The sequence below is a fragment of the Methylobacterium mesophilicum genome (assembly GCF_036441335.1).
Lineage (GTDB): Bacteria > Pseudomonadota > Alphaproteobacteria > Rhizobiales > Beijerinckiaceae > Methylobacterium > Methylobacterium mesophilicum_B.
In genome coordinates this window covers 14,560-37,250 of the sequence record NZ_MLBW01000003.1, presented here as the reverse complement: position 1 = coordinate 37,250, position 22,691 = coordinate 14,560, and the positions used below count along the sequence as shown (strand labels likewise).

Genomic DNA, 22,691 nt, shown 5'->3' with positions numbered 1-22,691 from the left:
GGCTCAGGCGGCGAGCGCCCGCCTCACGGTGGCGCGCAGATCCGCCAGGGAGAAGGGCTTGGTCAGCACGTCGGTGACGATGGCGTCGAGCCCGCGCGCGCGCTCGCGCTGATCGGCGAAGCCGGTCATCAGCAGGATGGTCAGGTCGGGGAAGTCGCGCTTGGCGGCGAGGGCCAGGGCGATGCCGTCCATGAGCGGCATGCGGATGTCGGTGAGCATCAGGTCGAAGCCGCCGTCGGCCTCGTTGAGGCGGTCGAGCCCGTCGCTGCCGTCGTTGGCCGTGACGACCGCGTGCCCGTCGATCTCGAGCCCCCGCTTGAGGAAGCCCCGGACGGTCTCTTCGTCATCCACCAGGAGGATGCGCGCCATGTGGTCCCGTAACCGTCCCCGAAATCCGCGCGCGCGGCGTCGCGACGCCGCGCGCGCCCAAACGCCGACAGACACAGACGAATTCCCCGTCTGTCAAGTCGTCGCAGGCTGAATTGTCCCGCGCGCCGCGGCGCGCGGCGAAAATGCCGCGCCGCGGGAGCGGTCAGGCGTCGAACAGGTCCGGGGCGCCGTCCCCGTAATCGACCACGCCCACGAAGGGCAATTGGCGGAAGGCGTGGGCGGCGTCCATCCCGTAGCCGACGACGAACACGTCGGGACAGGTGAAGCCGATGAAATCCGCGTCGATCGTCACGGCGCGCTTGCCGGGCTTCTCCAGCAGCACCGCGGTGAGGACGCGCCGGGCGCCGCGGGCCATCAGCAGGTCCTTGGCGAAGACGACGGTCCGGCCCGATTCCAGGATGTCATCCACGAGCAGCACGTCTCGCCCGCGCACCTCGCTCTGCACGTCGCGCAGGATCTCGACCTGCCCGCTGGAGACGGTCCCGGTGCGATAGCTCGACAGGTGCACGAACTCGACCTGCGGGGCGAGGCCGACCCGGTGCAGCGACCGGAGCAGGTCGGCCGCGAACATGAAGCTGCCCTTGAGCACCGCCACGACGAGGAGGTTCTCGGGCCGCGCGGCGAGGATCTCCCGGGCGAGCTCGTCGTTGCGCTTGGCGATGGCCGCCTCGTCGAACAGGGTCCGGACGCGCCGTTCAGGGATGCTCATCTCTCGTGTCCCGAAGACCGTTGGCGCGGCGGGGTCCGCCGCCGCGCTCGGAGACGGTCTTAGCGTCCCGGGCGCGCGCGGGGAACTCCGGATCCGACACGATGGTCCCGCGCCGTCACGGGGCGCGGCCGGGGGCAGCCGTCGACGCCGCTCAGGCTTCGGCCGCCTGCCGGAACGGACGGAGCAGGCGGGTGAGCCCGCGCCGGCGCGACGGCCGGCCTGGACGCGGCGCGGCGGTCAGGTCCACCCCGGCACCGTCCGCGTCGTCCGGATCGACGTGTCGGACCTGCTCCAGGACGTCCGTCACGATGCGCGGGATGGGGCGCGCGTGCTCCTCCAGGAGCAGTGAGGCGGTCCAGAGGCGGCTCGCATTCGCAAGGGGCAGCTTCCCCTGCGTCAGACGCTCCATCAGCATCCGGTCGGCGAGCGAGGCCGCGAGGGTGCTCACGACCTCGAGCTGATCCTGCTGTGTTGTGCTCTTCATGGCAGTCTTCACGCTAACGAAAATAGTCTTCTCCCGGCCAAGACGGTATGCGGGCAAATTTGGCAATTCTATAACGTGCGCCAGCACGGGGGCAGTCGTCCGTGTACAGGCCGGCGCCGGCACGAGGACCGGTCTCGACGGCTCCGAGGCGCGTTCCGGTTCGGGCGTGCCGGATCCGGTCCCGTTCCGGCGCGGTGCCCGCGCAAGCAAAAGGGGCTGGCGATCCGCCAACCCCTCGCGCTGTCGAGCTGAATGGATGGTACCACCGCCCCGGCTCGAACGGGGGACCCCCAGATCCACAATCTGGTGCTCTAACCAACTGAGCTACGGCGGCACTGGCGCGGGGTGTATCGTGGGCCGCGGCAGTTTTCAAGGCGATGTGTGCACGGGATTCGGACTTCGTGGATCGCACCGTCCGCGCCCCCCGCGCGCGAGCCGGCCGCGGCCCCGCGGCCCCGCGCGTTTGCAACGGGATCGGCCCCGGCTGTAACTGCGACGGCGGGGTCGACGCGTCGGCCGCGCCGATCGGGCGGACCGGAAGCGAAGGGGCGGACCGTGAGCGCGCGACAGCCATCACGACAAGGCCGAGGCGATCGAGACCTTCTACGACGAGTACTTCGCCGTGCTCGACCTCGCGGCCGATTTCTACTTGGAGACGGTCAAGACCGTGTTCCAGGACCACGCCCTGGCCCGGAACGCGGTGTCGTATCGGGGCGCCTCGTCCGCCGGAGCGAGGGCGGCCTCGTCGCCCTCGCGACCCTGGTAGGCTGCGTCGCCGGCGTCGCGGTCTCCGCCATGACCTGGATCACCCAGACCCTGCGCGAGCTGCTCTACCGGCTGCCCGCGGGCGCGCGCCTGAGCGCCGTCGACGCCGTGTCGCCGGTGCTCCTGCTCGTGGGCCCGTGCCTGGGGGGCGCCGTCCTCGGCCTGCTGATCGTCGCCGCCAACTACGTCCGCGGCCCGCGCAAGCGCCCGGCCATCGACCCGATCGAGGCCAACGCCCTGCACGGCGGACGCATGTCCCTGCGCGACAGCCTCTACCTCGCCCTCCAGAACGTCATCTCGAACGGGTCCGGCGCCTCGGTGGGTCTCGAAGCCGGCTACACGCAGATCGCTTCCGGCCTGGCGTCGCGGCTGGGCATCGCCTTCGAGGTGCGGCGCAGCGACCTGCGCACCCTGGTGGGCTGCGGCGCGGCCGGGGCGATCGCGGCCGGCTTCGGCGCGCCCCTCGCCGGCGCGTTCTACGCCTTCGAATTGATCATCGGCACCTACTCGATCGCCACGCTGACGCCCGTGGTCGTCGCGGCGCTGTGCGGCAACCTGATCTCGCGCGCCCTGATCGAGGCCCAGCCGCTCGTCGATCTCGGCGACATGCAGGCGGTCACGACCTCGCACGTCACCAGCCTGGAGATCCTGCCGAGCCTCGCCCTCGGGCTGTTCTGCGCCGCGCTGGGGATCCTGATCATGCGCGGGGTCACGCTGGTCGAGCGCCTCGTCCAGGCCTCCGGCGTCCCGCGGGTGGCGGCGCCCGCCTTCGGGGGGCTGTGCGTCGGCGCGCTGGCGCTGCTCGCGACGCCGCAGGTGCTCTCGGGCGGCCACGGCGCCCTGCACATGCACTTCGCCGCCGAAGGGCAGGGGCACGGCATCGCGGTCCTGGCCGGGCTGTTCGCCGCCAAGGCCACGGCCTCGGCGATCTCGATCGGCTCGGGCTTCCGCGGCGGCCTGTTCTTCGCCTCCCTGTTCCTCGGGGCCATCGCCGGCAAGCTGTTCGCCGCCCTCGCCCCCGTGCTGGTGCCGCCGCTGGCGGATTTCGGCCTGACGCCGCTCGCCTACGCGGTGATCGGCATGAGCGCGCTGGCGGTGGCGATCATCGGCGGCCCGCTCACCATGACGTTCCTGGCGCTGGAGGTCACCGGCAGCCTGCCGATCACCGGCGTCGTGCTGGCGGCGGTGATCGCGTCCTCCCTGACCGTGCGGAAGACCTTCGGCTACTCCTTCGCCACCTGGCGCTTCCACCTGCGCGGCGAGAGCATCCGCAGCCCCCACGACGTCGGCTGGATCCGCTCGCTCACCGTCGGCCGCCTGATGCGCCGCAATCCCGGCACCGTGGCGCTGGACACGCCGCTGCCCACCTTCCTGCGCGCCCATCCCCTCGGCTCGCCCTCCCGGGTGATCGCCGTGGACGGGGCCGGGCGCTACGCCGGCATCCTGAACGTGCCCGAGACGCACGCGGCCGCCCGGGATTCCGGCGCCGACGCGCAGCCGGTCCTCGCCGACCTGCTCCTGCACGCGGACGATTTCCTCACGCCGGGCATGAACGCCAAGGACGCCGCCGCCGCCTTCGACCGGACCGAGAGCGAGGCGCTCGCGGTCGTCGAGAGCGCCGAGAGCCGGAAGGTGCTGGGCCTGCTCACCGAGAGCCACACGCTCAAGCGCTACAGCGAGGAACTCGACCGCCAGCGCCGGGCGATGGCGGGCGAAACCGACTGATTGTCAGGCCGGGGTGTTGACCCGATCCCGGCGCGGACCAATCACCTGGCGCCGAGGGTACCGCAGAGGCCCGCTCTCGACACGCGTGGAGGATCCATGGCCGCCCCAGAGACCAGCCAGCAGCGCCGCTACCGCATCGCGGTGATCCCCGGCGACGGCATCGGCAAGGAGGTGGTGCCGGAGGGCGTGCGCGTGCTGGAGCGGGCCGCCAAGCGGCACGGCTTCAGCCTCCAGCTCGACTGGTTCGATTTCGCCAGCTGCGACTACTACGAGCAGCACGGCCGGATGATGCCGGAGGACTGGAAGGCGCGGATCGAGACCCACGACGCGATCTACTTCGGCGCCGTCGGGATGCCCGAGCGCGTGCCCGACCACGTCTCCCTCTGGGGCTCGCTGATCCTGTTCCGGCGGGAATTCGACCAGTACGCGAACCTCCGCCCGGTCCGGCTGATGCCGGGGGTGAAGTGCCCGCTCGCCGACCGCAAGCCCGGCGATATCGACTTCTGGGTGGTCCGGGAGAACACCGAGGGCGAGTACTCGAACGCGGGCGGCCGGATGTTCGCCGGCACCGAGCGGGAATTCGCCCTGCAGGAGACGATCATGACCCGCCACGGGACGGACCGGATCCTCAAGTTCGCCTTCGAGCTGGCCCAGAAGCGCCCGAAGAAGCACCTGACCTCGGCCACGAAGTCGAACGGCATCTCGATCACCATGCCGTACTGGGATGAGCGGGTGAAGGCGGTGGCCGAGGCCTATCCCGACGTCCGGTGGGACCAGTACCACATCGATATCCTGACCGCGCATTTCGTCCTGAACCCGGACCGGTTCGACGTGGTGGTCGCCTCCAACCTGTTCGGCGACATCCTGTCGGATCTGGGCCCGGCCTGCACCGGCACGATCGGCATCGCGCCGTCCGGCAACATCAACCCGGAGCGGGTGCATCCGTCCGTATTCGAGCCGGTCCACGGCTCGGCGCCGGACATCGCCGGGCAGGGGATCGCCAACCCGATCGGCCAGATCTGGTCGGGGGCGATGATGCTGGAGCATCTCGGCGAGCACGCGGCGGCGGCCGAGATCGTCGGCGGGATCGAGCGGGTGTTGTCCGAGCGGACGCTGCGCACCCGCGATCTCGGCGGCAACGCCGACACGCAGGCCTGCGGCAAGGCCGTCGAGCAGGCGCTGGGATAGGAGCGGTTTCGCCGCACCCAGAGGGATTTCCGGGGACCGCGCGACCTCGGGAAGGCTCCTTCGAGGCTCGGGCCACGCTCCGGCACCTCGGGATGAGACGGGGTGCCGCCTCCGTCTCGAGGCTTCGGTCAGCGTGCCGGCTCCGTCATCACGAGCGAAGCGAAGTGACCCAGCGGTGGCGCGACGCCGGTGAGCGCCGCGCTGCCCTGGGTTGCTTCGCTCCGCTCGCAGGGACGGCGGTCCGAACGCATTGACAGCGCACGGAACGAGCGCGGCAGACCGCGTGCCCCGGGGTGTCAGCGCGGGCGGCGGCGCACGCTCACGACGTTGCTGGCCGGCTCGGCCTTGCCGGAGGCCGCCGGCAGCGTGTCGAGGGCTGTCTTGACGATGGTCTTGGCGTCGAGGCCGGCCTCGGCGTACATCTTCTCGGGGCTGTCGTGGTCCTGGTAGGCGTCCGGCAGCGTCATCGTCCGCACCCGCACGCCGCCCGCGTCCAGGGCGCCGCGCTCGGCCAGCAGGTGCAGCACCATCGCGCCGAACCCGCCCCGCGAGCCCTCCTCGACCGTGATCAGCACCTCGTGGTCGCGCGCCAGATCCAGGATCAGCGCCTCGTCCAGCGGCTTGGCGAACCGCGCGTCCGCCACCGTCACCGCCACGCCCTGCTCGGCCAGCGCGTCCGCCGCCTTCAGCGCCTCCGCCAGGCGCGTGCCGAGCGACAGCAGGGCCACCCGCGCCTCCGCGTCCCGCCGCACCACCCGGCCCTTGCCGATCGCCAGCGCCTCGCCCCGCTCCGGAAGCTCGACGCCCACCCCCTCGCCCCGCGGGTAGCGCAGCGCGATCGGGCCCGCGTCGTGCGCGTGCGCGGTCGCCACCATGTGCACCAGCTCGGCCTCGTCGGCGGCCGCCATCACGGTCATGTTCGGCAGGCAGCACAGGTAGGCGAGGTCGAACGCGCCCGCGTGCGTCGCCCCGTCGGCCCCGACCAGACCGGCCCGGTCCAGGCAGAACCGCACGGGCAGGTTCTGCAGCGCCACGTCGTGCACCACCTGGTCGTAGGCCCGCTGCAGGAAGGTCGAGTAGATCGCCACGAACGGCCGGTAGCCCTCGGTCGCCAGCCCGCCCGCGAACGTCACCGCGTGCTGCTCGGCGATGCCGACGTCGAAGGTCTTGTCCGGGTGCGCCTTGCCGAACAGGTCGATGCCGGTGCCCCCCGGCATCGCCGCGGTGATCGCCACGACCTTGTCGTCGGCGTCCGCCGCCTTGATCAGGCTCTCGCCGAACACCCGCGTGTAGGCCGGCGCGTTCGGCTTGGCCTTGGCCTGCACGCCCGAGACCACGTCGAACTTGACCACGCCGTGGTAGCGGTCGGCCGAGGCTTCCGCCGGCGCGTAGCCCTTGCCCTTCCGGGTGACGACGTGGAGCAGGATCGGGCCGTGCTCGGCGTCGCGGACGTTCTTCAGGACCGGCAGCAGGTGGTCGAGGTTGTGCCCGTCCACGGGGCCGACGTAGTGGAAGCCCATCTCCTCGAACATCGTGCCGCCGCCGACCACCAGCGAGCGGGCGTACTCCTCGGCCGCGGCCGCGCGCTGGTAGAGCGCCTTGGGCAGGAGCTTGCCGAGCTGCTTGGCGGTCTCGCGCAGGGACTGGTAGGCGCCGCCCGAGGCCAGACGGGCGAGGTAGGCCGACATGGCGCCGACGGGCGGCGCGATCGACATGTCGTTGTCGTTGAGGATGACGATCAGGCGCGAGTGCAGGGCGCCGGCGTTGTTGAGGGCCTCGTAGGCCATGCCGGCCGACATCGAGCCGTCGCCGATCACCGCGATGGCGTTGCGGCGCTTGAGCGGGCGGTTCTTCGCCTTGGCGGCGGCGTTGTCGAGGTCGCGGGCGACCGCCATGCCCAGCGCGGCCGAGATCGAGGTCGAGGAGTGGGCCGCGCCGAAGGGGTCGTAGACGCTCTCGGAGCGCTTGGTGAAGCCCGACAGGCCGCCGCCCTGGCGCAGCGTGCGGATGCGGTCGCGGCGCTCGGTCAGGATCTTGTGCGGGTAGCACTGGTGGCCGACGTCCCAGACGATGCGGTCGTCGGGCGTGTCGAACACGTGTTGGAGCGCCACCGTCAGCTCGACCACGCCCAGCCCCGAGCCGAGATGGCCGCCGGTGATCGAGACCGCGTCGATCATCTCGGCGCGCACCGCGTCCGCCACCGCCTGAAGCTCCGACTCCGGAAGACGCCGCAGCGCCGAAGGGCCTCGTAGGCCATGCCGGCCGACATCGAGCCGTCGCCGATCACCGCGATGGCGTTGCGGCGCTTGAGCGGGCGGTTCTTCGCCTTGGCGGCGGCGTTGTCGAGGTCGCGGGCGACCGCCATGCCCAGCGCGGCCGAGATCGAGGTCGAGGAGTGGGCCGCGCCGAAGGGGTCGTAGACGCTCTCGGAGCGCTTGGTGAAGCCCGACAGGCCGCCGCCCTGGCGCAGCGTGCGGATGCGGTCGCGGCGCTCGGTCAGGATCTTGTGCGGGTAGCACTGGTGGCCGACGTCCCAGACAATGCGGTCGTCGGGCGTGTCGAACACGTGGTGGAGCGCCACCGTCAGCTCGACCACGCCCAGCCCCGAGCCGAGATGGCCGCCGGTGATCGAGACCGCGTCGATCATCTCGGCGCGCACCGCGTCCGCCACCGCCTGAAGCTCCGACTCCGGAAGACGCCGCAGCGCCGACGGGGACGGAACGCGGTCGAGAAGTGCACTCTGCTCGGGGGTAATCGCCACGGCATCAACCTCTAACGGATGGGATCGGTTCGACCGCCGAGCCTCAGGACATGTCGAGCGGGGCGACGCCCTCGGGCCGCCCGTCGGAGCCCAGCGTGATCCGCTGGATCCGCGCCTCGGCCCGCTTCAGCAGCGCCTCGCAATGCTTCTTCAGCACCTCGCCGCGCTCGTAGATCGCCACCGATTCGTCGAGCGGCACGTCGCCGCGCTCGAGCCGGCGGACGATTTCCTCGAGCTGTTCCAGCGCCTTCTCGAAGGGCAGGTCGCCGGCGGCGGGGGCCACCTCGGGTCTGCTCGCACTCATCCCAGATACTTCCTTTGGGGGTGTTTGTACGGCGCGATCCCCGGTGGCCACAACCCTGGGGACCAGCTCGCCGGACGGGTCCGGACCGTTTTGGACGGCCGCGGCGGCGTTTGCGCCACACTTGGCGTCGGAGGGATTCATGCCAGGGCGAGGGTGAACGGCGTGCCCTCGAAGGCGTCGGCGCCGCGGCCGATGCGGGCGATCGCCGCGACCATGCGGCCGTCGCGGTCGAGCATCCGGTCGGCGATCGCCACGAACAGGGGGTTGGGCGTGGCGGAGGGCGAGGCGGCGCGCAGGGCGTCGGCGATCGCCGCCTCGTCGCGCTCCGGCGCCAGCGCGCAGGCCGCGATGTAGGCGGCGGCCGTCGAGCGGCTGATCCCGGCGTAGCAGTGGATCACCAGCGGCTTCTCCCGCGGCCAGGCCCGGACGAAGTCGAGGATCTGGGCCACGTGTTCATCAGCCGGCAAAACGTGTCCGTCGCGGGCCGCCGCGATGTCGCTGACCCCGATGACGGCGTGGTGCTTGGCGTCGATCACGGCCGGCCGCTCCAGCGGCGTGCCGACATTGATCAGCGTGAGCACGTGGCTCGCGCCGGTGGCGGCGACGGTCTCGGGGAGGCGCGAGAGCGGACAGACGTGGAGGGACGGCATGGTGGGGCGCCAGTGACCTGCGATCGTGACGGATCGAGGGCGGAGATCCGTCAGGGCGGAGACAGGGCGTCGAAGCGCGCGAGGAATCGCGCCTCCGCCTCGGCGGTCGGCCACGGCTCGGCCAGGGCGGGCACCGGAGCGGGCAGGTCGACCGGGGGGCCGAAATAGCGCGCGGCCTCCTCCGGCGCGAAGCCGGCGAGGCGCACCGCCTCGACATGGGCCGCGATCCGGTCGGCCCGCTTGACGAGCCGCGCGAGCGCGGGCGACGGCGCGGTCAGCCCGAAGCGGCGGCGCACCGCCGCGAGCAGGCGCAGCTCGACGCCGCGATAGGCGTCGCCGATGGCGGCCTTGAGCGGCGAGATGATGTCGCCGACCACGTATTCCGGCGCGTCGTGCAGGAGCAGCTCGAGCCCGTCCCGGTCGGTGCCGCCGGGGGCGAGGTGGCGGCCCACCGCCTCGACCAGCAGGCTGTGCTGGGCCACCGAGAAGACGTGCGGCCCGCGGGTCTGGCCGTTCCAGCGCGCGACCCGGGCGAGGCCGTGGGCGATGTCGGCGATCTCGATATCCCCGGGCGCCGGGTCGAGGAGGTCGAGGCGCCGGCCGGAGAGCATGCGCTGCCACGCGCGCGGCGGCGCGCTCATCGGGGCCGGCCCAGCGCGGCGCAGGGTCCGTGCCGGTGGCAGCCGACGAGGTGATCGTTGACCATGCCCACCGCCTGCATGAAGGCGTGCACGATGGTCGGCCCGCAGAAGGAGAACCCTTCCGCCTTCAGGGCCTTGCCGATCGCCCGGGAGACCGGCGTCTCGGTGGCGATCTCCGCGCGGGTCCGGGCCGTGCCCTGGACCGGCCGGCCGTCGACGAAGTCCCAGAGGAAGCGCGCGAAGCCGGGGCCGCGCTCCTCGATCCGCAGCCACGCCCGGGCGCCCGCGATCGTGCCCTGGATCTTGGCGCGGTTGCGGATGATGCGGGTGTCGGCCATCAGCCGCGCGACGTCCGCCTCGGTGAAGCGGGCGATCCGCTCGGGATCGAACTCGGCGAAGGCGTCGCGGAACCCGTCCCGGCGGCGCAGGATGGTGATCCACGACAGGCCGGCCTGGAAGCCGTCGAGGATCAGCTTCTCGTAGAGGGCCCGGCCGTCATGCTCGGGCACGCCCCACTCGGTGTCGTGATACGCGACGTAGAGCGGGTCGAGGCCGGCCCACCAGCAGCGCGGGCAGCCGTCGGGATGGTCGATGAGGCCGGTCACGGACATACCGCGATGGTAACGAGAACAGGAGCGGAACGCCACCGCCGGAACCGGGACCGATCGGATCGGCTTGCGCGGCCGCTGCGGCGCTCCGGGAGGAGCCGCGGCCCCCGCGCCNGGCCAGCGCCTCCGCGCCGGGCGGCGTGGCGCCGGCCCAGGCCGCCGCGACCGCGACGGTCGGATCGACCGCGATCGTCGCCTGCGCGCGCAGGCGGTAGAGCGTCAGGCGCTTGGCGAGGTCCGCGGCCCTGTCGGCCAGCACGTCGAACCGGAAGCCGTCCGGGATCCGCGAGACCAGGAAATCGAACAGGATCTTGCCCTGCGGCGTGAGCAGGGCGCCGAGGCGCGCCTCACCGGGCGGGAGCGTCTCGACGTTGCAGGTCAGGACGCCCTGGAGCAGCGTCGTGGCGTCCGGTCCGGTGACGGTGACCAGGGCGCGATCCGGCAGCAGGGCGACGGGCATGGGCGGCGATTCCTCGGAGAGCGGGCGGTCCGGCAGGCCGGACCGCGAACCCGGGACGTAGTCGCTGACCGCCCACGCCTCAACCGTCCGCGCTCACGCGCTCGATAGGCCGCTCAATGCTGGAGCGTCGTGGTGAAGGCGCCCCCGCGGATGCGCTCCGGGAATCCCTCCGCGTAGCGGGCCGTGGCCTCCTCGCCGTACGTCGTCACGAGTTCCTGAAAGGCCGCGAACAGGGCGGCCTGGGCCATGCAGTCACCGTCGAGTCCATCCAGGCAGCCTTCCGCGAACGCTTCCGAGACGTAGCTCAGCGCGACGCGTTTCTCCTCGACATCGACCTCGATGGGGGCGGTGTGAGAGCTGTGCTGCATGGCCGGATACTTCCATTGCGCCGGACACGGGGCCCGGCGGACACAATGGATGATAAGCAGGTCCCGGCGGCTCGGCCAGCCGAGAATTTCGGATCGGTTAACGCCGGCGCTCAAATCCGATGTTTCGCCGGCATCGCCGCCTCGTGTGTTGCGCCTGCATCACCCCCCGAAACGGCCGGCCAGGGCGTGCGACAGCCGGTCGCCCTCGGCGACGTACCGGGCGGCCGCCTCGTGGGCCGCTGGCGTGCAGACCCGGTAGGTCAGCGCGAAGCCGCGATAGCCGCGGTTGTAGGCGCCCGCCAGCCGGTCGCGGCGGGCCGGGGTCACGCCCTCGGAGTCGATCAGCGCCTTCATGCGGGCCGGCCAGTCGGCCGCGTCCGGCGCCGCGCAGAGGTTCCGCAGGAACGCCAGGGCGCCGATGATCTCGGACATGCGCAGCAGGTCGCGGTCGTAGGGCGCGGGCACGTCCGCGGGGGCGTTCGCCTCCTTGGACGCGTCCTTGGGCGCCTCCTTCGCGGTTTCCTTGGCGGGGGCTCCGCTCCGGCCGGAGCGCTGCTGCGCCTGGGCCGGCGCGGCGACCGGACCGGCCAGGAGCACCAGCAGGCACAGGAGGGTCGCGGGGCGCCTCACGCTGTCGACTCCCCGCCCGGCATGCCCGCGCGGTTCACGCGTCCATCCGCGCTCCCGTCCGCACCCCGGGCCGCCACCCGCGCGAAGGCCTCGCGCAGGGTGTCGACCAGGCCGGGGGTTGTCGGAAGGGTCGACACCTCCGCGAGAGTCGCCCACCGGGTGCCCAGGGCCTCGGGCCCGGCCACGGGCTCGCCGCCGCACCACAGGGCGGCGTGCGGGTGGACGACGTAGTGATGGCGCGCCCGGCCGGCCTCGTCCCGGACGATGATCTCGGTGGGCGAGAGCACGCCGACCACCTCGGCGGGCAGGCCGACCTCCTCGGACAGTTCGCGCAGGGCCGCCTCGGCCAGGGATTCGCCGGCCTCCACGAGGCCGCCCGGCAGGGTCCAGACGCCGCGCATCGGCTCGTTGGCCCGCGCCGCCAGCAGGACCCGCTCGCCGCGGATCACCGCGATCGACGCGCCCACGAAGGGCCGGGCCGGGAACAGGCGGCTGTCGGGATCCGGCGCGCTGGCGGTCACGGCCTGCCCCCGTCGGGTGCCACGACGGCCACCCGGCCGTCGGCGAGGCCGACGAGCAGACGCGCCGTCGCGCCCTCGCCGAGGACGACGATGCCGGTCTCGGCCGGGGCCGGCAGGGGCACCGCGCCTGCCGTGCCGCCGGTGATCGGCAGGAGCCCGGACGTCGCCACCGAGACCGCGGCCTCGCTGCGCGAGCCGCGCAGCGCCCGCACCTTGAAGGGCAGATCGAGGATCCGGATCCCGGGCTCCGCCCGCGCGACCGCGACCGGCGCGACGCAGGCGAGCACGCCGAGGACGAGCGCGCGCCCGCGGCCCGGCGCCGGAGGCCGGCGCGCGGCAGCGCCCAAGGAAGCGCCCGATCTGGTCAAACGTGCTGGCCGCCGTTGATGTGGAGTTCGGCCCCGTTCACGTAGGAGGAGGCCTCGGTGCACAGGAAGTAGATCGCCTTGGCGACCTCGTCCGGCGTGCCGAGCCGGCGCTGCGGGATCTGCTCGACGAGCTTCTCGGTGCCGGGCGACAGGATCGACGTGTCGATCTCGCCCGGCGAGATCGCGTTCACCCGCACGCCGAGCGGCCCGAAATCGGCGGCCATCTCGCGGGTCAGGCCCGCCAGCGCCGCCTTGGATGTGCCGTAGGCCGCCCCCGCGAAGGGGTGGACGCGCGAGCCGGCGATCGACGTCACGTTGACGACCGAGCCCTTGGCGCGGGCCAGTTCCTCGCGCAGGCCCCGGGCCAGCAGGATCGTGGCGAAGAGGTTGACCTGGAAGACCCGCTGCCACGTGTCGAACTCGGTGGCCAGCGCGCCGAGGCGCTCGCCCTCCGGCCCCTTCGGCGAGATGCCGGCATTGTTGACCAGCGCGTGCAGCACCCCGCCCTCGGCGGCGAGCCGGCCCCGCACCTCCTCGACGGCGCGGACCGTGTCCTGCGCGTCGGCGAGGTCGACCTGCAGGTGGTCCTCGGGGCCCATCTCCCAGGGGCAGTTCTCCGGGAAGGCGTGGCGCGAGCAGGTGATCACCCGCCAGCCCGCGGCCGAGAAGCGCTTGACGGTGGCGTGGCCGATGCCCCGGCTCGCGCCCGTGAGCAGCATGATGCGCCGGCGTTCGTTGACGGGGAGGGCCAAAGCCGTAAGCCTCGCTGGCGTTCAGGGATCGCCGCCCGGTCGGGCGCGGTGCGTGCCGGTGAGCCTCAATGGTCTAGGCGCACGGGCACCGGAAATCCAGAGCGGGCCGCGCGTGGGCGCGGATGCCGGGCGGATGCAGGGGGAGGGGACACGCATGGCCAGCGGGCAGACCAGCGCGGAGCGCATGCCGGAAATTCCGGACGGCGGCCTGTCCCCGGCGCAGGACGCGGCCGCGGCCGCGTTCCGGGCCGAGCGCGGCGTCCCGGTCTTCGGACCGTTCGTGCCGCTCCTGCGCAGCCCCGAGCTGATGCTGTGCGCGAGCCGGATGGGCCAGTACCTGCGCTACGGCAGCGTCCTGCCGCTGCGCGTCAGCGAGTTCGCGATCCTGGTGGTCGCCCGGGAATGGAGCCAGCCGGTCGAGTGGGCGATCCACCACCCGATCGCCCTCGAGGCCGGGGTCGCCCCCGAGACCGCGCGGGCGCTGGCCGAGGGGCGCCGCCCCGACTCGATGAGCGCCGACGAGGCGCTCGCCTACGCGTTCTCGACCGAGCTGATGCGCAACCGCGCGGTGAGCGACGCGACCTACGCGGCCCTGGTCGCGCGCTTCGGCGAGCAGGGCGCGATCGATCTCACCGGCATCAACGGCTACTACGCGCTGCTGGCCATGACGATGAACGTCGCCCGCACGGCGCTGCCGGAGGGCGGCCCCGCGGCCCCGCCGCTGCCGTCGCTGGTGGGGTAGGGCGCGCCGCCGCGGCCGCGGTGNGGTGAGCGACGCGACCTACGCGGCCCTGGTCGCGCGCTTCGGCGAGCAGGGCGCGATCGATCTCACCGGCATCACCGGCTACTACGCGCTGCTGGCCATGACGATGAACGTCGCCCGCACGGCGCTGCCGGAGGGCGGCCCCGCGGCCCCGCCGCTGCCGTCGCTGGTGGGGTAGGGCGCGCCGCCGCGGCCGCGGTGCGGGCCGGGGGCGATCCCGCGCGGCTTGTGGCGCGGGCCGCTTCGGTCTAACCGTCCTCCCCCGTGCGGGTGCCCGACGTGCCGCCCGCCCGTTCCCGAAAACCCGGCCGGACGAGAGCCATGGTCGCCCATACCCGCGCCGATTCGGCGCCCAAGCCCACCGACCCGGCGCTCGCCGGCGCCCGGATCCTCGTGGTCGAGGCGCGCTACTACGACGCGATCGCCGACGAACTCCTGGCCGGCGCCCTGGCGGCGATCGCGGCCGCCGACGCGCAGGCCACCGTGGTCACCGTGCCGGGGGCCCTGGAGATCCCCGCCGCCGTGGCGATCCTGCTCGACGCGGGCGCCTACGACGCCGTGGTGGCGCTCGGCTGCGTGATCCGCGGCGAGACCGGCCACTACGACATCGTCGCCGGCGAGAGCGCGCGGGCGCTCATGGACCTGTCGGTGCAGCGCCGCGTCCCGCTCGGCAACGGCATCCTCACGGTCGAGACCGAGGCGCAGGCGCTCGCCCGCGCGCGGGTCGCCGAGATGAACAAGGGCGGCGGTGCCGCCGAGGCGGCGCTCGGCGTGCTCGCCCTGAAGCGGGCGGCCGAGTCCGCGCGCACCCGATGACGGATACCCCCATGACCGGGACCCCCGACACGCAGCCGGAAACCGGCGCGCCCGCCAAGATCAGCCTGCGCAGCGGCGCCCGCCTCGCGGTGGTGCAGGCGCTCTACGAGATGGACGTCTCCGGCAAGGGCGTGCTCGACGCCCTCGCCGAGTTCGAGGCCTTCTGGATCGGCCAGGAGGTCGACGGGATCGCCCATCCCCCGGCCGAGACCGCCTTCTTCCGCGACCTCCTGCGCGGCACGGTCGAGGAGCAGCGGGCCATCGACCCGAAGCTCGACCAGGCCCTCGCCCAGGGCTGGCCGCTGCGGCGCATCGAGATCGTGCTCCGGGCGATCCTGCGGGCGGGCGCCTACGAGCTGATGTTCCGCCGCGACGTGCCGGCGGCCGCGGCGATCTCGGAATACGTCGACGTCGCCCACAGCTTCTACACCGCCGACGAGCCGGGCCTCGTCAACGCCGTCCTCGACCGGGTCGCCCGGGAGGTCCGGCCGGGCGAGGTCGGGGCCCCGAAGGCCTCCGGCAAGCCGGGCTCGTCCAAGCCGCTCCCCGGCAAGCCCGCCGGCAAGCCCGCGGCCGCGAAACCGTCGGCCGGGAAGGCCTGAGCCTTGACCGGACGGGCCCGCGCCTCCGAGGAGGGGCTGATCGCCCGCTACTTCGCCCCGCTCGCGGGGCCGGGCGCCGACGGGCTCCGGGACGACGCCGCCACGCTGACGCCCGCGCCGGGCCACGACCTCGTCCTCACCGCCGACGCCGTGGTGGCGGGAATCCACTACTTCGCGGAGGATCCGCCGGCCTCGATCGCCCGCAAGGCCCTCGGCGTGAACCTCTCCGACATCGCCGCCAAGGGCGCGGTCCCGCGCGGCTTCCTGCTGACCCTGGCGCTTCCCGACGACTGGACGGAGGCCTGGCTCGCCGGATTCGCGCAGGGGCTTGGCGCGGCGGCCGCGGCGGCCGGCTGCCCGCTGCTGGGCGGCGACACCGTGCGCTCCGGCGGGCCGGCGCTGATCTCCGTCACCCTGCTCGGCGAGGTGCCGACCGGTGCCATCGTGCGGCACCTCGCCGAGCAGGGGTTCACGTCCTCCTGAATCTGGTGCATCAGCTGGCCGCGATCGGTCTTCACGATGGCGTCGCGGGTCGAGCGGGCGAGCACGTTGCGCAGGCCGGAATTGGCGAAGCCAAGATGCTGGGCGCGGGCCGCACCGCCCGGGTGGCGACGGCCGACGTGCCGCTCTCGGAGGCCGCCCGGTGCGCCTGCGCGGCGGAGCCCGCCCTGATCGAGACGGTCCTGACCGGCGGCGACGATTACGAGATCCTCTGTACGGTCGCGCCGGAGCGCCTGGCGGATCTCCGGGCCGAGGCCGCGGCGGCCGGGATCGCCGTCGCCGCCATCGGCACCGTCACCTCAGGCGACGGCCCGCCGCGCTTCGAAATGCGCGATGGCGCCGAGCGCGTGTTCGCGGCCGGGGCCTTCAGCCACTTCTGACACCCGGATCGCGTCCGGTCCCGCGGTCATCGGGCCGGCGGTGTCCCCGGCCGGGTGGCCGATCTGGCGCCGGACCTCGCCGATCATCCCGGCGGCGACCACCGGGATCCAGCGGCCGACCGGGTCCCCGCCCGCGCCGGGCGCCCGGGACAGGGCGCGCTGCAGCACGCGGAGCAGATCGTCCTGGATCGTGACAGGCTGCGCCGCGACCCGCTCGGCGAGCAGGAACCCGACCGCGCCGCTCAACACCTCGATCGTCGCCGCCATCTTGGCGGCCTGGTCGCTGCCCATGGCGAGCCTCCGTCAGAATACAACCAAAAATAGAATATCCGTCGGTTAAGGCGGGGTTAACGGTCGCGACGGCCGCGCCCGATCGCGGTGCGCCGGTCGGTCCGACGGGCACCCTCGCGCGCGCGCCGCGCCACGCCCTCTCTCCCGCCCGGGAGGGGGGACGGGCGCTCCGTGCGGCGCGGGCTCGGCGATCGCCGCCGTCGCGACTCGATCGGCGACGGCTCCGAGCGGTCGTGCCGGGCCCGCAACCCTGCGGGCAGCGGCCGGAGGGAGAAAATCTGCACCATAATGCAATGTTGCGGGCCGCGGACCGCCATTCGCGCCCGGCCGGGAGACGCGATCCCGGCCGCCGCCCGCCCACGCGGCGTTTGCGCTCCCCGGCGAAGTTTGGCAATCAAGGCATTGTTCTGGGAAGGAAAGCCCCGAAACCGAGCACCGCGTCCCATGGCCGTCGTCCGGCGGTCAAGCTCGACAATCACAAGCCCACGCCAGGCACGATAATAACAAGGACGGTCGAATGATTCCCTTGGTCCTGATCATCGCGGGCGGGCTCTGCGCCGTCGCCTACGGCATCGTCACGATTCTCGACGTGATGCGGCGCGACGCCGGCACGCAGCGCATGCAGGAGATCGCCGCCGCCATCGCCGAGGGCGCGCAGGCCTATCTCCGGCGGCAGTACACGACGATCGGCCTCGTCGGCGTCGTCCTGTTCGTCCTCCTCGCGGTCTTCCTCGGGATCAAGGTCGCGGTCGGCTTCCTGATCGGGGCCGTGCTGTCGGGCGCGGCCGGCTTCATCGGCATGAACGTCTCGGTGCGCGCCAATGTCCGCACGGCCCAGGCCGCCTCGACCTCGCTGGGCGGCGGCCTCGACGTCGCCTTCAAGTCGGGGGCGGTGACCGGCATGCTGGTGGCGGGTCTCGCGCTACTGGGCGTCGCCTTCTACTACCTGTTCCTCACCCGCGCGGCCCATCTGGAGCCGTCGAGCCGCGAGGTGATCGACGCCCTCGTGGCGCTGGGCTTCGGCGCCTCGCTGATCTCGATCTTCGCCCGCCTCGGCGGCGGCATCTTCACCAAGGGCGCCGACGTCGGCGGCGACCTTGTCGGCAAGGTCGAGGCCGGCATCCCGGAGGATGATCCGCGCAACCCCGCCACCATCGCCGACAACGTCGGCGACAATGTCGGCGACTGTGCCGGCATGGCGGCCGACCTGTTCGAGACCTACGCGGTCACGGTCGTCGCCACGATGGTGCTGGCCGCGATCTTCTTCTCCGGCGCCGGCGGCAGCAACCGCGACGTCCTCGAGCCGATGATGCTGTACCCGCTCGCCATCGGGTCGGCCTGCATCCTCACCTCCATCGCCGGCACCTACGCGGTGCGGCTCGGCGCGAACCAGTCGATCATGGGCGCCCTCTACAAGGGGCTGATCGCCGCGGGCGTGCTGTCCATCGCGGCGATCGCGGCGGTCAACATGACCCTGCTCGGCGGCTTCTCGACGAGCTTCACCACCTCCACCGGCCTGACCTTCACGTCGGCCGCGCTGTTCGGCTGCGCGGTGATCGGGCTCGCCATCACGGCGCTGATCGTGGTGATCACCGAGTACTATACGGGCACCAACTTCCGCCCGGTGAAGTCGATCGCCGACGCGTCGGTGACCGGTCACGGCACCAACGTGATCCAGGGGCTGGCGATCTCGCTCGAATCGACCGCGCTGCCGGCCATCGTGATCGTGGCGGGCATCATCAGCACCTACGCGCTCGCCGGCCTGTTCGGCATCGCCATCGCGGTCACCGCCATGCTGGCGCTCGCCGGCTTCATCGTGGCGCTGGACGCCTTCGGGCCCGTCACCGACAATGCCGGCGGCATCGCCGAGATGGCGGGCCTGCCCTCCGAGGTGCGCAAGTCGACCGACGCCCTCGACGCGGTCGGCAACACCACCAAGGCGGTGACCAAGGGCTACGCGATCGGCTCGGCCGGGCTCGGGGCGCTGGTACTGTTCGCCGCCTACACGTCGGACCTGAACTACTTCATCGCCCATGCGAGCCCGACGCAGTACCGCTTCTTCCAGGGCGTCAGCGTCGATTTCTCGCTCTCCAACCCGTACGTCGTGGTCGGGCTGCTGCTCGGCGGCCTGATCCCGTTCCTGTTCGCCGGCATCGCCATGACGGCGGTCGGGCGCGCGGCGGGCGCGGTGGTCGAGGAGGTCCGGCGCCAGTTCCGGGCCAAGCCCGGGATCATGCAGGGCACCGACAGGCCGGATTACGGGCGGGCGGTGGACATGCTGACCCGCGCGGCGATCAAGGAGATGATCATCCCGTCGCTGCTGCCGGTCCTCTCGCCGGTGGTGCTGTTCTTCGTGATCCAGTTCATCGCCGGGAAGAGCCAGGCCTTCGCCACCGTGGGCGCGAGCCTGCTCGGCGTGATCCTCACCGGGCTCTACGTGGCGATCTCGATGACCTCGGGCGGCGGCGCCTGGGACAACGCCAAGAAGTACATCGAGGACGGCCACCACGGCGGCAAAGGCTCGGACGCCCACAAGGCCGCGGTGACCGGCGACACGGTGGGCGACCCCTACAAGGACACCGCCGGCCCGGCGGTGAACCCGGCGATCAAGATCACCAACATCATCGCCCTGCTGCTGCTCGCCGTGCTGGCGCACAGCTGAGGTCCGCGAGGCCCGGAACGGCCGACGGGGCCGGGCTCCGCGCGAGCCCGGCCCCGCCCGTCTCGCCGTGTGCGCTCCCGCACGCGACGGTCAGCCCCGCGGCGCAGCACCTTGGCATCGCGGCGCCGCAGCGCCACCTCGGCGCCGGATTAAACCCGGACGCGGCCCCCGCCGCATCAGCACGAGGTAACCCATGCCGTCCCTGCTCGACCCGATCCGCGTCGGCGCCATCGAGGCGAAGAACCGGATCTTCATGGCGCCGCTGACCCGCGGTCGCGGCACCCGCGAGCACGTTCCGACCCCGATCATGGCCGAGTACTACGCCCAGCGCGCCGGCGCGGGCCTGATCCTCACCGAGGCCACCGGCATCAGCCAGGAGGGGCTGGGCTGGCCCTACGCGCCGGGCATCTGGTCCGACGCCCAGGTCGACGCGTGGCGGCCGGTCGTGAAGGCCGTCCACGACAGGGGCGGCAAGATCGTCTGCCAGATCTGGCACATGGGCCGGATGGTCCACGCGGACTTCCTCGGCGGCGCCAAGCCGGTCTCGTCCTCGCCGACGACGGCTCCCGACCAGGCCCACACCTATTCCGGCAAGAAGCCCTACAGCGAGGCCCGCGCCCTCGAGGTGTCCGAGATCCCGCGCCTGCTCGCCGATTACGAGAGGGCCACCGCCAACGCCCTGGCGGCCGGGTTCGACGGGGTGCAGATCCACGCCGCGAACGGCTACTTGATCGACGAGTTCCTCCGCGACGGCACCAACCACCGCACCGACCAGTACGGCGGCTCCGTCGAGAACCGCGTGCGGCTCCTGCGCGAGGTGACCGGGGCGGTGGCGAAGGTCGCCGGGCCGGAGCGGACGGGCGTCCGCCTCTCGCCGAACGGCGCGATCCAGGGCTGCAACGACTCGAACCCGGAGCCGCTCTTCGTCGCCGCCGCCCAGGTGCTCGCCGATGCCGGGATCGCCTTCCTGGAGATGCGCGAGCCGGGGCCGAACGGCACCTTCGGCAAGGCCGACCACCCGCCGATCGCCCCGGCGATGCGGCGCGTGTTCCGCAACCCGATGATCCTGAACGCCGATTACGACGGGATCAGCGGCCAGAAGGCCCTGGATGCCGGAGAGGCGGACGCCATCGCGTTCGGCCGGACGTTCATCGCGAACCCGGACCTCGTCGAGCGCATCGCCAAGGGCGCGCCGCTCAACAAGGACGACGCCGCGACGTGGTACAGCCAGGGCCCCGAGGGCTACGTCGACTACCCGACCCTGGCCGAATCCCGCGCCGCCTGACGCCCAGCCGTCGGCACCTCTGCCGCGCCTCGCGCGGGCGCGGCAGGGCGGGTGCGGCAGGGCGGGTGCGGCAGGAAAGCGCGGCGGTTCCTTGGCAGCGGCCCGTCGCGCACCTATGTGAGGACGGGACCATGGATGTGCCTGCACCTCACCCGCTTGCGGAAGCCGGACCGACCGACGGGCGCTGGAGCGCAACGGCCCGGATCGCCGAACTGCGCGACCTCGCGATCCTCGATTCCGAGCCGGAGCCGCTCTACGACGACCTCGTGCGCGTCGCCGCCTACGTCTGCCGGGCCCCGGTCGCGCTGGTCAGCCTGGTCGACGCCGAGCGGCAATGGTTCAAGTCGGAGGTGGGCCTCGGCAAGCGCGAGCTGCCGATCACCTGCTCGGTCTGCGCCCACACGATCGAGGCCGGCGACCTCCTCATCATCCCCGACCTGACCGCCGACGCGCGGACCACCGAGAATCCCCTGGTCACCGGGGCGCCGGCCTTCCGGTTCTACGCGGGCGCGGTGATCCGCGGCAGCCACGGCATCCCCCTCGGTGCGCTCTGCGTGCTGGACCGCGTCCCGCGGCCGGCGGGGCTCGATTCGGAGCAGACCGCGACCCTGCTGGCGCTGGCGCGCCAGATCTCGAGCCTGCTGGAGCACCGCAGGACGCTGGCGCAGGTCGCCGCCCGCGAGGCGGAGATCGCCGCGAGCGAGCGCCGCTTCCGCGTGATGACCTCGGCGATGCCCCAGATGGTCTGGACCACGCGGCCGGACGGGTTCCACGACTACTACAACGACCGCTGGTACGAGTTCACCGGCGTCCCGTACGGCTCCACGGACGGCGAGGGCTGGAACGGGGTGTTCCATCCCGAGGACCAGGAGCGGGCCTGGGCGCGCTGGCGCCACTGCCTCGCGACCGGCGATCCCTACGAGATCGAGTACCGCTTGCGCCACCGCAGCGGCGAGTACCGCTGGACCCTCGGGCGGGCCATGCCGATCCGGGACGCCGAGGGGCGGATCGAGCGCTGGTTCGGGACCTGCACCGACATCGACGACCTGAAGCGCGCCGAGGCCGAGGCCCGCAAGCTCGCGGCGATCGTCGAGACCTCCAAGGATTTCATCGGGCTCTGCACCCTCGAGGGCGCGATCACCCACCTCAACGAGGCGGCGCTGGCCCTGGTCGGCCTGCCCGATCTCGCGGCCGCCCGCGCGAAGACGGTGCCCGACTTCTTCACCGACGACAGCCGCCGGATCCTGGCCGAGACCGTGATGCCGGCGGTGCGCCGGGACGGGTTCTGGGAGGGCGAACTCGCCTTCCGGCACTTCGTCACCGGCGAGCCCCTGGCCGTGCTCTACAACATCTTCCCGGTGCGCGACCCGACCGGGACGGAACTCGGCTACGCCACCGTCACCCGCGACCTGCGCGAGGCCAAGCGCGCCGAGGAAGCCCGCGACCTGCTGATCCGCGAGCTGTCCCACCGGATCAAGAACATCTTCGCGGTGGTCGGCGGCCTCGCCGCCCTGACCGCCCGGAGCGACCCCGCGGCCAAGCCCTTCGTGGCGGCCTTCCGCGAGCGGCTCGGCGCCCTGGCCCGAGCCCACGAGTACGTCCGCCCGCACTCCCCCGACAGCGCCCCGCCGGTCGCCGGGCAGACGGTGCTCGGGCTGATGCGCCTGATCATGGCCGCCTACGAGGAGAACGGGCGGGCCCGCGTGGTGATCTCGGGGGACGATGCCGAGATCGGCGAGCGCACCGCCACGGCCCTCGCGCTGATCATGCACGAGCAGGCCACCAACGCGGTCAAGTACGGCGGGCTCTCGACGCAGGCGGGCGGCGTCTCGCTGAGCGGGATCCGCGAGGCGGGCCGCTACACGCTGACCTGGCGCGAGGAGGGCGGCCCGCAGGTTGCCGGCGCACCGTCCCGGAAGGGGTTCGGGACGGTGCTGGCCGAGCGCAGCGTCGCCGGCCAGCTCGACGGGGAGCTGGAGCACGACTGGGCGCCGGGCGGTCTCCTGATGCGGCTCAGCGTCCCGCTCGAGAACCTGCGGACCTGACGTGGCCCGGATGCCGGCCCGG

At 72.7% G+C, this 22,691-nt stretch carries 24 protein-coding genes, 1 tRNA gene and 3 pseudogenes; 11 read left to right on the top strand and 17 right to left on the bottom strand.

The window, feature by feature from the left end; translation table 11 throughout:
* Window positions 1–3: 3 nt before the first annotated feature.
* The 4 genes from MMR14E_RS02095 to MMR14E_RS02080 form a co-directional block, all read right to left on the bottom strand.
* Window positions 4–369 (bottom strand): response regulator, encoded by a 366-nt coding sequence (locus MMR14E_RS02095; RefSeq protein WP_007567202.1) that lies wholly within the window; start codon window positions 367–369, stop codon window positions 4–6.
* Window positions 370–532: 163 nt separating this feature from the next.
* The gene (gene hpt, locus MMR14E_RS02090) at window positions 533–1,099 is read right to left on the bottom strand and encodes a hypoxanthine phosphoribosyltransferase (RefSeq protein ID WP_331312603.1); all 567 of its coding nucleotides are present in this window, start codon (window positions 1,097–1,099) and stop codon (window positions 533–535) included.
* 151 nt (window positions 1,100–1,250) lie between these two features.
* Complete coding sequence (locus tag MMR14E_RS02085; protein WP_331312602.1) at window positions 1,251–1,583, bottom strand: hypothetical protein; 333 nt, start codon at window positions 1,581–1,583, stop codon at window positions 1,251–1,253.
* Window positions 1,584–1,840: 257 nt separating this feature from the next.
* A tRNA-His gene (locus tag MMR14E_RS02080) sits at window positions 1,841–1,917 on the bottom strand.
* Window positions 1,918–2,148: 231 nt separating this feature from the next.
* On the opposite strand from MMR14E_RS02080, the pseudogene MMR14E_RS02075 reads away from it, so the two are divergent.
* From MMR14E_RS02075 to MMR14E_RS02065, 3 genes and pseudogenes are all read left to right on the top strand, one after another.
* A pseudogene (locus MMR14E_RS02075) lies at window positions 2,149–2,298 on the top strand (polyhydroxyalkanoate depolymerase); the annotation flags it as partial.
* An 80-nt stretch (window positions 2,299–2,378) separates the two neighbouring features.
* Window positions 2,379–4,073, top strand: coding sequence for a chloride channel protein (locus MMR14E_RS02070; RefSeq protein ID WP_331312601.1), 1,695 nt, complete (start codon window positions 2,379–2,381; stop codon window positions 4,071–4,073).
* 96 nt (window positions 4,074–4,169) lie between these two features.
* Complete coding sequence (locus MMR14E_RS02065) at window positions 4,170–5,261, top strand: tartrate dehydrogenase (RefSeq protein ID WP_331312600.1); 1,092 nt, start codon at window positions 4,170–4,172, stop codon at window positions 5,259–5,261.
* Between the two features lie 296 nt (window positions 5,262–5,557).
* Here MMR14E_RS02065 and dxs read toward each other — a convergent pair whose 3' ends face one another.
* The 12 genes and pseudogenes from dxs to MMR14E_RS02005 form a co-directional block, all read right to left on the bottom strand.
* Window positions 5,558–7,462, bottom strand: a complete 1,905-nt coding sequence (gene dxs / locus MMR14E_RS02060) for a 1-deoxy-D-xylulose-5-phosphate synthase (RefSeq protein ID WP_331312599.1) — start codon at window positions 7,460–7,462, stop codon at window positions 5,558–5,560.
* The gene (locus tag MMR14E_RS02055; RefSeq protein WP_331312598.1) at window positions 7,435–8,022 is read right to left on the bottom strand and encodes a 1-deoxy-D-xylulose-5-phosphate synthase N-terminal domain-containing protein; all 588 of its coding nucleotides are present in this window, start codon (window positions 8,020–8,022) and stop codon (window positions 7,435–7,437) included. The genes dxs and MMR14E_RS02055 overlap by 28 nt, the downstream gene beginning before the upstream one ends.
* Window positions 8,023–8,065: 43 nt before the next feature.
* A complete protein-coding gene (locus MMR14E_RS02050) occupies window positions 8,066–8,326 on the bottom strand; it encodes an exodeoxyribonuclease VII small subunit (RefSeq protein WP_012320922.1) in 261 nt (86 codons plus the stop codon).
* 137 nt (window positions 8,327–8,463) lie between these two features.
* Window positions 8,464–8,976: a tyrosine phosphatase family protein gene (locus MMR14E_RS02045; RefSeq protein WP_331312597.1), complete on the bottom strand. Its 513-nt coding sequence runs from the start codon at window positions 8,974–8,976 to the stop codon at window positions 8,464–8,466.
* Between the two features lie 50 nt (window positions 8,977–9,026).
* Window positions 9,027–9,617 (bottom strand): HD family hydrolase, encoded by a 591-nt coding sequence (locus MMR14E_RS02040; protein WP_331312596.1) that lies wholly within the window; start codon window positions 9,615–9,617, stop codon window positions 9,027–9,029.
* On the bottom strand, window positions 9,614–10,228 hold the full coding sequence (locus MMR14E_RS02035; RefSeq protein WP_331312595.1) for a DNA-3-methyladenine glycosylase I: 615 nt from the start codon (window positions 10,226–10,228) through the stop codon (window positions 9,614–9,616). The genes MMR14E_RS02040 and MMR14E_RS02035 overlap by 4 nt, the downstream gene beginning before the upstream one ends.
* Before the next feature lie 97 nt (window positions 10,229–10,325).
* Window positions 10,326–10,685 (bottom strand): annotated as a pseudogene (locus MMR14E_RS02030) (YgfZ/GcvT domain-containing protein); the annotation flags it as partial.
* Window positions 10,686–10,798: 113 nt separating this feature from the next.
* Window positions 10,799–11,053, bottom strand: a complete 255-nt coding sequence (locus MMR14E_RS02025; RefSeq protein WP_012320917.1) for a hypothetical protein — start codon at window positions 11,051–11,053, stop codon at window positions 10,799–10,801.
* Between the two features lie 159 nt (window positions 11,054–11,212).
* Window positions 11,213–11,683, bottom strand: a complete 471-nt coding sequence (locus MMR14E_RS02020; protein WP_331312594.1) for a TIGR02301 family protein — start codon at window positions 11,681–11,683, stop codon at window positions 11,213–11,215.
* Window positions 11,680–12,204: an NUDIX hydrolase gene (locus MMR14E_RS02015; RefSeq protein WP_331312593.1), complete on the bottom strand. Its 525-nt coding sequence runs from the start codon at window positions 12,202–12,204 to the stop codon at window positions 11,680–11,682. The genes MMR14E_RS02020 and MMR14E_RS02015 overlap by 4 nt, the downstream gene beginning before the upstream one ends.
* Window positions 12,201–12,551: a hypothetical protein gene (locus tag MMR14E_RS02010; protein WP_331312592.1), complete on the bottom strand. Its 351-nt coding sequence runs from the start codon at window positions 12,549–12,551 to the stop codon at window positions 12,201–12,203. Before MMR14E_RS02010 ends, MMR14E_RS02015 begins: the two co-directional genes overlap by 4 nt.
* 17 nt (window positions 12,552–12,568) lie before the next feature.
* Window positions 12,569–13,291: an SDR family NAD(P)-dependent oxidoreductase gene (locus MMR14E_RS02005; RefSeq protein WP_041372745.1), complete on the bottom strand. Its 723-nt coding sequence runs from the start codon at window positions 13,289–13,291 to the stop codon at window positions 12,569–12,571.
* Between the two features lie 187 nt (window positions 13,292–13,478).
* Between MMR14E_RS02005 and MMR14E_RS02000 the strand changes: the two genes are divergently transcribed.
* From MMR14E_RS02000 to MMR14E_RS29135, 5 genes and pseudogenes are all read left to right on the top strand, one after another.
* Window positions 13,479–14,066 (top strand): carboxymuconolactone decarboxylase family protein, encoded by a 588-nt coding sequence (locus tag MMR14E_RS02000; protein WP_331312591.1) that lies wholly within the window; start codon window positions 13,479–13,481, stop codon window positions 14,064–14,066.
* A 25-nt stretch (window positions 14,067–14,091) separates the two neighbouring features.
* Window positions 14,092–14,265, top strand: a complete 174-nt coding sequence (locus MMR14E_RS01995) for a hypothetical protein (protein WP_331312590.1) — start codon at window positions 14,092–14,094, stop codon at window positions 14,263–14,265.
* Between the two features lie 143 nt (window positions 14,266–14,408).
* Window positions 14,409–14,903, top strand: a complete 495-nt coding sequence (ribH, locus tag MMR14E_RS01990; protein ID WP_273560364.1) for a 6,7-dimethyl-8-ribityllumazine synthase — start codon at window positions 14,409–14,411, stop codon at window positions 14,901–14,903.
* Between the two features lie 11 nt (window positions 14,904–14,914).
* The gene (nusB, locus tag MMR14E_RS01985) at window positions 14,915–15,505 is read left to right on the top strand and encodes a transcription antitermination factor NusB (protein WP_331312589.1); all 591 of its coding nucleotides are present in this window, start codon (window positions 14,915–14,917) and stop codon (window positions 15,503–15,505) included.
* Between the two features lie 3 nt (window positions 15,506–15,508).
* Window positions 15,509–16,386, top strand: a pseudogene (locus MMR14E_RS29135) (thiamine-phosphate kinase).
* Here the strand turns inward: MMR14E_RS29135 and MMR14E_RS01965 are convergent.
* Window positions 16,306–16,677, bottom strand: a complete 372-nt coding sequence (locus tag MMR14E_RS01965; RefSeq protein ID WP_331312587.1) for a hypothetical protein — start codon at window positions 16,675–16,677, stop codon at window positions 16,306–16,308. The pseudogene MMR14E_RS29135 and the gene MMR14E_RS01965 overlap by 81 nt on opposite strands.
* 517 nt (window positions 16,678–17,194) lie before the next feature.
* On the opposite strand from MMR14E_RS01965, the gene MMR14E_RS01960 reads away from it, so the two are divergent.
* The 3 genes from MMR14E_RS01960 (at window position 17,195) to MMR14E_RS01950 (ending at window position 22,669) form a co-directional block, all read left to right on the top strand.
* Entirely contained in the window at window positions 17,195–19,339 is a 2,145-nt protein-coding gene (locus MMR14E_RS01960; protein ID WP_331312586.1) for a sodium-translocating pyrophosphatase, read from the top strand.
* 193 nt (window positions 19,340–19,532) lie between these two features.
* Window positions 19,533–20,624: an alkene reductase gene (locus MMR14E_RS01955; protein WP_331312585.1), complete on the top strand. Its 1,092-nt coding sequence runs from the start codon at window positions 19,533–19,535 to the stop codon at window positions 20,622–20,624.
* Window positions 20,625–20,755: 131 nt separating this feature from the next.
* Window positions 20,756–22,669, top strand: a complete 1,914-nt coding sequence (locus tag MMR14E_RS01950; RefSeq protein WP_331312584.1) for a PAS domain S-box protein — start codon at window positions 20,756–20,758, stop codon at window positions 22,667–22,669.
* Window positions 22,670–22,691: the final 22 nt, after the last annotated feature.

What these genes read in the sequence shown, in the direction of transcription:
- MMR14E_RS02095 (WP_007567202.1), bottom strand. Translation starts at nt 369, where the DNA reads ATGGCGCGCATCCTCCTGGTGGATGACGAAGAGACCGTCCGGGGCTTC.
- hpt (WP_331312603.1), bottom strand. Translation starts at nt 1,099, where the DNA reads ATGAGCATCCCTGAACGGCGCGTCCGGACCCTGTTCGACGAGGCGGCC.
- MMR14E_RS02085 (WP_331312602.1), bottom strand. Translation starts at nt 1,583, where the DNA reads ATGAAGAGCACAACACAGCAGGATCAGCTCGAGGTCGTGAGCACCCTC.
- MMR14E_RS02070 (WP_331312601.1), top strand. Translation starts at nt 2,379, where the DNA reads ATGACCTGGATCACCCAGACCCTGCGCGAGCTGCTCTACCGGCTGCCC.
- MMR14E_RS02065 (WP_331312600.1), top strand. Translation starts at nt 4,170, where the DNA reads ATGGCCGCCCCAGAGACCAGCCAGCAGCGCCGCTACCGCATCGCGGTG.
- MMR14E_RS02050 (WP_012320922.1), bottom strand. Translation starts at nt 8,326, where the DNA reads ATGAGTGCGAGCAGACCCGAGGTGGCCCCCGCCGCCGGCGACCTGCCC.
- MMR14E_RS02045 (WP_331312597.1), bottom strand. Translation starts at nt 8,976, where the DNA reads ATGCCGTCCCTCCACGTCTGTCCGCTCTCGCGCCTCCCCGAGACCGTC.
- MMR14E_RS02040 (WP_331312596.1), bottom strand. Translation starts at nt 9,617, where the DNA reads ATGAGCGCGCCGCCGCGCGCGTGGCAGCGCATGCTCTCCGGCCGGCGC.
- MMR14E_RS02035 (WP_331312595.1), bottom strand. Translation starts at nt 10,228, where the DNA reads ATGTCCGTGACCGGCCTCATCGACCATCCCGACGGCTGCCCGCGCTGC.
- MMR14E_RS02025 (WP_012320917.1), bottom strand. Translation starts at nt 11,053, where the DNA reads ATGCAGCACAGCTCTCACACCGCCCCCATCGAGGTCGATGTCGAGGAG.
- MMR14E_RS02005 (WP_041372745.1), bottom strand. Translation starts at nt 13,291, where the DNA reads ATGCTGCTCACGGGCGCGAGCCGGGGCATCGGCCACGCCACCGTCAAG.
- MMR14E_RS02000 (WP_331312591.1), top strand. Translation starts at nt 13,479, where the DNA reads ATGGCCAGCGGGCAGACCAGCGCGGAGCGCATGCCGGAAATTCCGGAC.
- ribH (WP_273560364.1), top strand. Translation starts at nt 14,409, where the DNA reads ATGGTCGCCCATACCCGCGCCGATTCGGCGCCCAAGCCCACCGACCCG.
- nusB (WP_331312589.1), top strand. Translation starts at nt 14,915, where the DNA reads ATGACCGGGACCCCCGACACGCAGCCGGAAACCGGCGCGCCCGCCAAG.
- MMR14E_RS01965 (WP_331312587.1), bottom strand. Translation starts at nt 16,677, where the DNA reads ATGGGCAGCGACCAGGCCGCCAAGATGGCGGCGACGATCGAGGTGTTG.
- MMR14E_RS01960 (WP_331312586.1), top strand. Translation starts at nt 17,195, where the DNA reads ATGATTCCCTTGGTCCTGATCATCGCGGGCGGGCTCTGCGCCGTCGCC.
- MMR14E_RS01955 (WP_331312585.1), top strand. Translation starts at nt 19,533, where the DNA reads ATGCCGTCCCTGCTCGACCCGATCCGCGTCGGCGCCATCGAGGCGAAG.
- MMR14E_RS01950 (WP_331312584.1), top strand. Translation starts at nt 20,756, where the DNA reads ATGGATGTGCCTGCACCTCACCCGCTTGCGGAAGCCGGACCGACCGAC.